This is a genomic window from Rhodococcus sp. ENV425 (assembly GCF_002887785.1).
Classification (GTDB): Bacteria; Actinomycetota; Actinomycetes; order Mycobacteriales; family Mycobacteriaceae; genus Rhodococcus; species Rhodococcus aetherivorans.
Window position 1 is genome coordinate 1 of the sequence record NZ_PCZU01000020.1, and the last position, 9,777, is coordinate 9,777.

Annotated in this window: 11 protein-coding genes and 1 pseudogene; 4 read left to right on the top strand and 8 right to left on the bottom strand. The window is 71.9% G+C overall.

The annotated features are described in order from the left end of the window. Positions 1-160: 160 nt before the first annotated feature. From CQZ88_RS00900 to CQZ88_RS00930, 7 genes and pseudogenes are all read right to left on the bottom strand, one after another. Complete coding sequence (locus tag CQZ88_RS00900) at positions 161-634, bottom strand: ATP-binding protein (protein ID WP_006554626.1); 474 nt, start codon at positions 632-634, stop codon at positions 161-163. A 209-nt stretch (positions 635-843) separates the two neighbouring features. Next, on the bottom strand, positions 844-1,800 hold the full coding sequence (locus CQZ88_RS00905) for a recombinase family protein (protein ID WP_006934815.1): 957 nt from the start codon (positions 1,798-1,800) through the stop codon (positions 844-846). A gap of 320 nt (positions 1,801-2,120) precedes the next feature. Beyond that, entirely contained in the window at positions 2,121-3,482 is a 1,362-nt protein-coding gene (locus CQZ88_RS00910) for an NAD(P)/FAD-dependent oxidoreductase (RefSeq protein WP_006554628.1), read from the bottom strand. Between the two features lie 135 nt (positions 3,483-3,617). After that, positions 3,618-4,553 (bottom strand): annotated as a pseudogene (locus tag CQZ88_RS00915) (cytochrome c biogenesis CcdA family protein); the annotation flags it as partial. Further along, positions 4,550-5,095 carry a TlpA disulfide reductase family protein gene (locus CQZ88_RS00920; protein ID WP_006554630.1) on the bottom strand — a complete coding sequence of 182 codons (546 nt, stop codon included), beginning with the start codon at positions 5,093-5,095 and terminating at the stop codon, positions 4,550-4,552. The gene CQZ88_RS00920 and the pseudogene CQZ88_RS00915, both read right to left, overlap by 4 nt. Next, positions 5,092-5,418, bottom strand: coding sequence for a hypothetical protein (locus tag CQZ88_RS00925; RefSeq protein WP_102799106.1), 327 nt, complete (start codon positions 5,416-5,418; stop codon positions 5,092-5,094). Before CQZ88_RS00925 ends, CQZ88_RS00920 begins: the two co-directional genes overlap by 4 nt. Positions 5,419-5,440: 22 nt before the next feature. Further along, on the bottom strand, positions 5,441-5,824 hold the full coding sequence (locus CQZ88_RS00930) for a helix-turn-helix transcriptional regulator (RefSeq protein ID WP_039958748.1): 384 nt from the start codon (positions 5,822-5,824) through the stop codon (positions 5,441-5,443). Between the two features lie 121 nt (positions 5,825-5,945). Between CQZ88_RS00930 and merA the strand changes: the two genes are divergently transcribed. The 4 genes from merA to CQZ88_RS00950 all read left to right on the top strand — a co-directional run bounded on the left by merA (position 5,946) and on the right by CQZ88_RS00950 (position 9,118). Then, a complete protein-coding gene (gene merA / locus CQZ88_RS00935) occupies positions 5,946-7,382 on the top strand; it encodes a mercury(II) reductase (RefSeq protein ID WP_006554633.1) in 1,437 nt (478 codons plus the stop codon). Between the two features lie 21 nt (positions 7,383-7,403). After that, complete coding sequence (locus tag CQZ88_RS00940; protein WP_006934806.1) at positions 7,404-7,826, top strand: MerR family transcriptional regulator; 423 nt, start codon at positions 7,404-7,406, stop codon at positions 7,824-7,826. A gap of 70 nt (positions 7,827-7,896) precedes the next feature. Continuing rightward, a complete protein-coding gene (gene merB / locus CQZ88_RS00945) occupies positions 7,897-8,538 on the top strand; it encodes an organomercurial lyase MerB (RefSeq protein WP_006554635.1) in 642 nt (213 codons plus the stop codon). Positions 8,539-8,602: 64 nt separating this feature from the next. After that, the gene (locus CQZ88_RS00950; protein WP_006554636.1) at positions 8,603-9,118 is read left to right on the top strand and encodes a hypothetical protein; all 516 of its coding nucleotides are present in this window, start codon (positions 8,603-8,605) and stop codon (positions 9,116-9,118) included. A 27-nt stretch (positions 9,119-9,145) separates the two neighbouring features. Here the strand turns inward: CQZ88_RS00950 and CQZ88_RS30320 are convergent. Continuing rightward, on the bottom strand, positions 9,146-9,777 hold a 632-nt coding region (locus CQZ88_RS30320; RefSeq protein WP_258008398.1), incomplete at its 5' end, for a transposase.

The following is a 9,777-nucleotide window of genomic DNA, read 5'->3' on the forward strand; positions in this document are numbered from 1 at the left end:
GGCTCGTACACCATCCTGATGGACGCAACCGTGTCCTGCCGCTCTCGGTGGTCAGGACGGTCGTGTCTGCCGACAGGGAAGGCCTTTCGACCTCCCCAGGTGCCATGGCCTTTCCCCGGTCGGCTCCGGATGGCTACCCGCTCGCTCCGGTCTCACGCCGTCATAGCTGACGGCCGGCGGCGTCTCCGCCGGGGTCGTCGGCCAGCACGATCGCGGTGGTGATCCGCTTGCCCACGGGTTCGCGGTGGATGGCGAAGCTCTGGCCGACGGCCATCACGATCTCCAGCCCATGCTGACCGATGCGGGTCGGGTCGGGCGCGAGGATCGCGGGCGGGGTGGGGTTGCTGTCCCAGACGGTCACCTCGATGGCGCCGCCGTTGATCTCCAGAGTGAGCAGGCAGGGGCCGGGCGCGTACTTGCGGGCGTTGGTGACCAGCTCGCTGACCACGAGCTGCACCATGCCCATCGCCCGTGCGGACACCGGCAGCCCGTGTACGGCCTGCACATCGGTGAGGAATCCACGGGCGAGGTCGCGGGCGACGGCGATGTCCTCGCTGCCCTCGAACGCGCCGGAGACCGAGATGACGTCCCCCAGCAGCGAGGGCCTGTCCTCGCCGTCTGCTGTCTGTTCCATGCCGCCCCGCCCCCCCCCGTACTCAAACGCGCTGCGGCCCGTTTACCCCCGAACCTTCACATCAGGCGTGCGCGGGCTGGCCTGGGTGTCCCCGGGCGTGTCTGTCTCGTCGTCCTCGGTGCCGTCGGGCCAGCGGCCGAACGGCCCGGCCTGGCCGGGGCCTTGGGCGCCGAGTACGCCGGGCCCCTTCGTGCGGTGCGGCGTGCGGATCACGCGCCCTCCCCTTCGCGTCGGGCCTGCGCCAGCAGCGCCGCCACGACGTCGTCCGTCTGTTCCTCGCTCTGTTCAACGAGCGTGTCCAGCACGCCGTCGCCTTCGAGGACCTGCCGGGTGAGCCGTTCCATCAGCTCGGGGTCGGTGCCGCTGCCGGGGCCGGTGAGGTCCACCCGCATCGGGCGGCGCGGGGCGATGATCTCCGGCCCGGCCGGTTGGCCGGTCTCCTCGGCGTCGGCGAGCGCGCGGTAGACGGAGGCGACGGAGGGGTGCTGTCCGGCGTTCTTCCCGGTCTTGATGGTCAGCTTCTTGGCGATCTCGGGGACGGGCACGCCCTTGTCCTTGAGCGCGCGGGCGAACAGCAGCATGTCGTCGTCGATGACCTTCGGCCGTCCGCCGTGGTTGCCCTTGGTCGCGGCGGCGACCTGGCCTTCCAGGGTCTTCTCCCGGATGTAGTTGCGGTCGAGCTGGGCAGCGACGGCGAGGACGGCGAAGAACATGGCGCCCATGCCGTTGGGGTCGTAGATGCCGGTGAGGGGGCCGGTGAGGAGTTCGAGCTGGACGCCGGCCTTCTGGAGCTGGTTGGACAGGGTCATCAGCTCGGCGGCGTTGCGGGCCAGGCGCTTGAGCTCGTGGACGGTGAGGATGACCTCCTGGTCGGGGGCGGCCTCCTTGATGTCGTACGCCAGCTTCAGCGCCGCCTCCAGCTTTGGCCGCGTCTTCACGCGCGTGCTGATCTTCTCGGAGAAGATCCGCTTGCAGACCGGTTCGAGCGCATCCAGCTGGCTCTGCAACTCCTGCTGCGCGGTCGAGCAGCGCGCGTACCCGATCCGGATCGGCTTGGCCGCCGCGGCGGCCGGCAGAGCCTCGGCGGGCGGACCGGGCTTCCACGGCCGTCCCGGGCCGCGGTCCTCGGGCACGAGGACGTCGAGTTCCTCGCGGAGCGCGGGCACGAGGATGAAGCGGGCCGTGTGGTACTTCGTCGCGGTCTTCCCGCCGCGCGTGCGGCAGGCACTGCCCGCCGGGGCTTCACACTTCGGACAGTCGTTTCGTTCTACCGCGTTTGCGGCTTGATCGGGCGTCAGATCCACCCCGGAAGTCTGTCAGAACTGTCTCGCACAACGTGCGGGTTCTGAGAGGACTTCTGCGAACGGCGACCTGCGGAAACGTGATCCACTTCGGGCCTCTCGCAGAACTCTCGCAACTGTTCATTTATGAGAGACCCCCAGGGTGATCCTGCGCCGGCTGCCCAAGCCGAGCGCGGGCCGTCTCGCTATCGGGTGAGGTCACGGGTGAGGCGTTCGGCGGCTTGGGCGTACGCCTCGTTGTAGGTGGGGAACTGCGCGATGGACTCGGTGAGGGCCTCCAGGGGCAGGCGGTGGCGGATGGCCAGGGCTGCGGTGTGGATCCATTCGCCGGCCTGGGGTGCGATGGCCCAGGCGCCGATGAGGGTGCGGCGGTTGCGGTCGGCGATCAGCCCGAGGGTGCCGGAGGGGTCTTTCTGGTAGGTCCAGGGGCGGGCGATGGCGTCGGCGAGGGCGAGTTCGGTGGTGGCGGTGTCGATTTCTTGGTGGCGGGCCTGTTCGGTGGTGAGGCCGACGGCGGCGATCTCGGGTTCGGTGAAGATGACGCGGGGGACTGCGGTGTAGTCGGCGGGGCGAGGGGTGCCGAGGATGGCGTCGGTGACGATGCGGGCCTGGTACTTGGCGACGTGGGTGAACATCGCTACGCCGGTGACGTCGCCGAGCGCCCACAGTCCATCGGTCAGGCGGCCGTGTGCATCGACGGCGAGTTCACCGCGGGAGCCGGTCTGAACACCGGCATTTTCCAGGCCGAGTCCGCGGGTTCGGGGGGTGCGGCCGGCGCCGAGGACGATGACGTCGGTGCGCACGGTGGTGTTGTCGTCGAGTTCGACGACCGTGTCCGTGCCGTCGCGGCGGGCGGCGCGGGCCTGGGTGTTCAGGCGGATGTCGATGCCGTCCGCAGCCAGGTGCTCGGCGGCGATCTCGCCCAGGCGGGGCTCTTCGCGGCCCAGCAGCAGCGGGCCGCGCTGGACGACGGTGACCTGGGTACCCATGCGGGCGAGGAACTGGCCGAGTTCGGCGGCCACCGCGCTGCCGCCGATGATCAGGGCGCGCTGGGGTATGTCGGTAAGGGTGGTGGCCTCCCGGTTGGTCCACACCGGTACCGTCTCCAGGCCCTCGATGGGGGGCCGGGTGGCTTCGGAGCCGGTGGCAAGGATGATGTGTTCGGCAGTGAGCTGCCGGCCGTCGACGTCGACGTGGCCGGGGCCGGTCAGGCGGGCGGTGCCCTTGATGACCGTGGCGCCCTGCTTGCGGTAGCCGTCGGCCTGGGCGGAATCGTCCAGGTGGCGGATCATGTAGTCGCGGTAGTCGCGTACCTGCGGCCAGTTGAGGGCGGGCCGCTCGAGACCGGCGGTGTGGGTGGCTTCCGCGCGTGCCTCGGTGGGGCGGAGCAGGGTCTTGGAGGGGATGCAGGCCCAGTAGGCGCACTCTCCGCCGATCAGTTCCTGTTCGATGACGGCGACGCGCCGGTCTGCGGCCAGTAGCCGTGAGGCGGCTACCTCCCCGCCCGGCCCCATGCCGATCACAATGGCGTCGAAGTGCTCGCTCATGATCCTCCTCCGATCCGAGCGCCCGGCCCGGGTCTGGGCTGTGGTCCGTACGGTGGCGGCTTCCCGCCGGCGGGTGGGGCAGTGCCGGGTCCGGTGTTCAGCCTGGCCTGCTGTTTGCCGGGCCGCAGCCGGGAGGGTGCAGCAGGGTTCTTCGCCCGGGCGGCCGGCGGGCGCAGCGGCGGGGGCGGTGTCGTCGTTCGCCGTGCAGCAGCCGGAGGCGGGTTGTCGGGGTGCGGGGACGCGCCGGTGGTGGCGCCAGTAGGCGGTGATCACGGCCAGCACCGCGAGGGCGGCCAGGGTGGCCAGGATGGTGGTGTGGGCCTGGATGAAGACGGAGGCGGTGGCGGAGAAACCGGCCAGAGCGCCCGAGGTGGTGCTCATGGAGGTGCTGCCGGCGGTGGCGGGGGTCCACCAGTACCAGGTCAGATACGCGCCGGTCAGGACCAGGACGGCGGCGGTGACGCGAGGGCCGTAGCGGGCCAGCGCGGTGACCTTCCGGGTGAGGGCGGACCCCGCGGCCGCGGTGGTCAGGGAGATGAGCAGCAGGACGGTGGCGGATCCGGCGGCGTACACGGCGAAGAGCAGCAGGAGACCGGCGTAGCTGGCGGTGGCCTGGGCCTGGGCGATGACGGCGAGGAGCACGCCGAAGGTGCAGGACAGGGACGCGGCGGCGTAGCCGATTCCGAAGACGGCCATGCGGCGGGCGGTGGGCGGGCCTTCGGCCGCCCGGCCACCGGAGGCGGGCAGCCGGAGGGTCAGGGTCCGGCCGGTCAGCCCGGCCAGGCCGAGCAGCAGCAGGATGACGCCGGTGGCCAGCCCGAGCCAGGGGGCGGCGGAGATGAGGGCGCGGGCTCCGGCGCTGACGACGAGCCCGGCGGCGGCGAGCGTTCCGGCGAAGCCGAGGGTCAGCGCGACACCGGAGCGCAGCGCGCGGCCGAGGCGCACGGGCAGCGGTGAGGTGTCGGTGTCGCCGAGGGCAGAGGTGATCCAGGCGGGCAGCAGGGCGAACCCGCAGGGGTTGACCGGTGCGATCATCCCGGCGGCGAACGCGAGGGTGAGCAGGCCGTTCACTTGGCGCCCGCCTTCTCCAGGGCGGCCTGGATCGCCTCGGGGCCGGGGTCGGTGGCCCGGTAGGTGACCTTGCCGGCCGGGTCGACGACGATCAGCGTGGACAGCGCGGCGACCTGGTACCGCTGGGAGAGCGTGGCGTTCTTGTCGATGACCGCGGGCAGTTGGGGTGCCTTGATGTAGTCGAGGAACTGCCGGATGAGCTGGGGTGATTCGCCCGGGTCCATGTCCACCGCGAGGACGTTCGCCTTGCCGTTCAGCTCCTTGCCGGCCTTGGCCAGGGACTTGGCTCCTTCGGAGCATTCGCCGCAGCCGACGGAGAAGAAGAACACCGCGGTCGGCTTCTCGCCCGGCACCTGGATCTTCTCGTCGCTGATCGTGGTCACCTCGGTGCCGTCCTTGGACACCGACCCCTTGGCGGTGCCGCCTGCGGCGGTGGTCTTGGCCGGGGTGGTCCCGGTGCCGCAGGCGGTGGCGCCGGCCGCGAGGGCGGCAGTGGTGGCCAGGGCGAGGAGGGTGCGGCGGCGGGGCGGGAACATGGTCATCGGGAGCGGGGGCCTTTCTGGTCGGCCGGGGTGGGCGAGCGGTCCCGGTCGGCGGAGCGCGTGGTGGGCGGGCAGCAGGCACTGCGCCGTGCGCGGTGGCGGATGACGGCGGTCACGGCGGCGGCCAGGGCGAGGACCGCGGCGGCGATCACCCAGGGGTTGCCGAGGATGCCGCCGACCGCGCCGAGGGCGCCGGCGGCGATGAGGGCGGGCCCGGCGCAGCAGGCGATCATCAGCAGGGCGGCGCCGATCCCGGCGCCGGCCAGGCCGGCGCCGGAGGGCTCGGAGGTGTTCCGGCGTGGGGGCCGGTGGGTGGCGGGCATGGCGGTGGTGCTCCTTGCTGGGTCAGTCCTGGCTGTCGGGGATGCGGGTGCAGCAGGACAGGGCGGCGGCGTTGTCCGCGGCCAGCGAGCGGGCCAGGATGATCAGGTCGGCCACGCGCGGGTCGCCGACGGAGTAGCGCAGCTTCTTGCCGTCGCGGCGAGCGGTGACGTAGCCGCAGTCGGTGAGGCAGGACAGGTGCACCGAGACGCGGGGCTGGGAGATGCCGGCGTAGGCGACGCAGTCGGCGGAGGTCCGCTCGCCGCGAAGGATGTACTCCAGCAGCTTCAGCCGGGTGGGGTCCGACAGGGCGCGGAAGAACTTCGCCACCGTGTCCAGATGGGTACACGGCATCTCCTGCGGGCCCTCCTGAGTGGAAGGGGCGGGGGCAGTGACGCGGTCGGACATGCGGGCCTCCACAACTGGAATTATTCGCCTGGCCGCATAGTATGGTCGTGGTGAGCTATTCGGCAAGGCGCATAGAAGCGGTCCCGGTCACACGGGACCCGGGACGCGAGGAGGTGCTGCGGTGAACGCAGCGGACAACGGCTACGACCTGGCGGTCATCGGCTCCGGGGGCGGGGCGTTCGCCGCCGCGATCGCCGCCCGTCGCAAGGGCCGCTCGGTGGTGATGGTCGAGCGCGGCACGACCGGCGGGACGTGCGTGAACACCGGCTGTGTGCCGTCCAAAGCGCTGCTGGCCGCCGCCGAGGCCCGCCGCAGCGCGCTGGAGGGGCAGCGTTTCCCCGGCATCCGGACCGAGGCAGGGCCGGTGGCCTTCGACGCGCTGATCGACGGCAAGGACAAGCTGGTCCAGGAGATGCGGGCGGAGAAGTACACGGACCTGGCCGCCGAGTACGGCTGGGACATCCTTGAGGGCACCGCTCGCTTCACCGGCAGCCCGGACAGCCCCGCCCTGGACGTGGCGCTTGTCGGCGGCGGCAGCCGCCGGATCGAGGCCGCGCACTACTTGATCGCGACCGGATCCGCTCCGTGGGCGCCGCCCGTGGACGGCCTGGAGGAGGCCGGTTACCTGACCTCCACCACCGCCATGGACCTGGACGTACTGCCTAAGAGCCTGTTGGTCCTGGGTGCCGGGTATGTCGGGCTGGAGCAGGCTCAGCTGTTCGCCCGCCTGGGCGCCAAGGTCACCGTGGTGGCCCGCAGTCGTCTGACCTCCGGTGAGGAACCCGAGATCTCCGCCGCCCTGCAGGACGTCTTCGCGGACGAGGGCATCACCGTCCACACCCACACCCGCCTGACCGCGGTGCGCCGTGACTCGGGCGAGGTCGTGGCGACCGCCCGCACCGGCGACGGCCGCGAGGTTCAGCTGCGCGCCGACGAGCTGCTGGTGGCCACCGGCCGCCGTCCGGTCACCGACGGACTCGGCCTGGAGGCGGTTGGAGTGGGGACCGGCGAGCGGGGCGAAGTCGTCGTCGACGGGCATCTGCGTACGGCCAATCCGCGGATCTGGGCGGCCGGGGATGTCACCGGGCACCCCCAGTTCGTCTACGTCGCCTCCGCCCACGGCGCGCTGATCGCCGACAACGCGTTCGACGGTGCCGGGCGCACGGTGGACTACCGCCACCTGCCCAGGGTCACCTTCACCAGCCCGGCCATCGCCTCCGCCGGCCTGACCGACGCCGAGGCCGTCGCCCAGGGCTACACCTGCGACTGCCGCGTCCTGCCGCTCGAGTACGTGCCGCGCGCGCTGGTCAACCGCGACACCCGCGGCCTGATCAAGCTCGTCGCCGACGCCTCCACCGGCCGCCTGCTGGGCGCGCACGTCTTGGCCGACGGCGCCGGTGACGTCGTCGCCACCGCCGTCTACGCGCTGGCCAACCAGATGACGGTGCAGCAGATGGCCGACCTGTGGTGCCCCTACCTGACCATGGCCGAGGGCCTGAAGCTCGCCGCCCAGACCTACACCCGCGACGTCACCAAGCTGTCCTGCTGCGCCAGCTGAAACCGCCGGGAAGGATCGATCATGAGTGGGAGCCGGACGCGGCCGATGACGGTCGGCGAGCTGTCCCGCCGGACGGGGGTGCCGGTCAAGACGCTGCGCGAGTACACCGACCTCGGGCTGATCTACACCCTGGGCCGCAGCCCGGCCAACTACCGGCTCTACACCGCCGACGCGCTGTGGTGCGTGCGGTTCATCGGCGAGCTGCGTGGCCTGGGCCTGACCGTCGCCGAGATCCGGGAACTGACCACGGCGTATCTCGACGGCCCCCCCGGGCCGGTGGGTTCGCACCTGGCCGAGCTGCTGCACCGCTCCCGCGAACGGCTGCGCCAGCGTATCGCCGCCCAGCAGCAGATCCTGGACCGGATCGAGAAGTTCCAGGTCGAACACCGGGCGGACCTGGCGGAGGGCGACCTGTGCTGGGCCGGCGACCCGCAGCGCACTTGACCCTCACCCCGGGGGCAGACCCTACGGTCGGCACGCATCGGACCCATCCACCCAAGGAAGGAACGCGGTCGTGGACACCGACACCCAGGACTTCGCCCCCCGCTTCACCGACTCGCTCACCAGCGCTCCCGGCCTGGAACTGGCTCTGCTGCGGCCCCTGCTGACGCTGCTGGCGGCCGGTGAGCCGGTCACCGTCGACCAGCTCGCCGCCGAAACCGGCCGCACCCGTGAGGAGATCCGCCAGGCGCTCGCGGCCATGCCCGACACCGAGTACGACACTCAGGGCCGCGTCACCGGCTACGGCCTGACGCTCAACCCCACCCCGCACCGCTACGAGACCGACGGCCGCACCCTGTACACCTGGTGCGCGCTCGACACCCTGGTCTTCCCCGCCGTCCTGGGCCACACCGCCCAGGTGACCTCCCCCTGCCGCGCCACCGGGGAGCCGGTGCGGCTGACCGTGCCCCCGGACGGGCCCACCAGCGTGGAGCCAGCCGGTGCGGTCGTCTCCCTCGTCGCCTGCGAGACTCCGGCCTCCATCCGCACCAGCTTCTGCAACGAGATCCACTTCTTCACCAGCGCCGCGGCCGCCGAGGACTGGCTGGCCGGCCACCCCGGCTCCCGAGTGCTGCCCGTCGCCGACGCCTACGCCATCGAACAGCCGCTCATCCACCAGATCCTCACCGGCACCTCCTCGTCCGGCTGCTGCTGAGCACCCCCAGGGGTGGTCGCGGCCCGCGGCCACCCCGAAGGGGGCCGACAGGAAGGAGAGCACCATGAAGACCACTGCTGATCTGCTCACCGACGCCGTCATCGCCCCGGTCGCCGGGTACGCGGCGACGAAGGTGATGGAGCCGGTGAGCATGAAGCTCTACCAGCTCGAATCCGACGAGACCCGCCGGCGTGAGGACGCCGCCCGGCCCGGCTCCCCCTCTCAGATCGCCGCCGACAAGACCCTCGGCCTGCTCGGCATCCACCTCGACGACAAGGCGCGGGAGCGGGCCGGGACGGCGTTCCATTACGGGCTCGCCATCAGCTGGGCTCCGGTGTACGCGCTGCTGCGCCGCACCACCGGCCTCACACCGGTCGCGGCCGGACTCGCCTCCGGAGCCGCGATGTCGCTGATCGTGGACGAGGGCATCACCCCACTGGCCGGCTTCTCCGCCCCCAACCGGGACTACCCGGCCGTAACCCACCTGCGCGGCTTCGCCGCCCACCTTGCCTTCGGCATCGCCGTCGCCGCCGTCACCGAAACCGCCTGGACCATCCTCGGCCGCCGCCCCGTGCACTGACAGCCACCGGCGGCCCGGCCGGCAGGCTCACTGTTCCCCGTCCTCGTCCACCCCGGCTGCGTCCGGGTCACGCAGCGGCCGCAGGCCCCCGCCCACGGGGGTGGAGGCGCGGAAGCTGTAGCGGCCCAGGCAGTTGAGGTTCGCGTGACGCAGCGGGGACAGGCGGGCGACATCCTCGTCCAGGACGTCGTACTCCCGCTCCTCGGCGGGCAGCGCCCGCAGCTCCTCTACGGCGGCGTCCAGGTAGCGGGTCGTCCACAGCACCGCGGCGTTCAGGACCAGGCCGAGCGCACCGAGCTGGTCTTCCTGGCCCTCCCGGTACGCCTGCATGATCTGCCCGCGCTTGCCGTGGCAGATGTCCCGGGCCAGCTTGTGGCGGGACTCCTGCACGGTGAGCTGCCGGTTCATCTGCCTGCGGTAGGTGTCGTCCACCGGGTCGACCACGCGCAGCAGGTGCAGCGTCTTGGCGATCCGCCCGTACTCGGCGAACGCCTGCCCCATCGGGGTCGGGCGGCCCTCGCGGCCGAACATCCGCAGCAGGTCGTACGCGCGGACCTGCCCGGTCACCAGGGAGCCGGCCACCCGCAGCATGTCCGGCCAGTGCGTGACCACCTTGCCCAGGTTGGCCTTGTTGCGGGCCAGCGGCTCCAGCGGGCCGT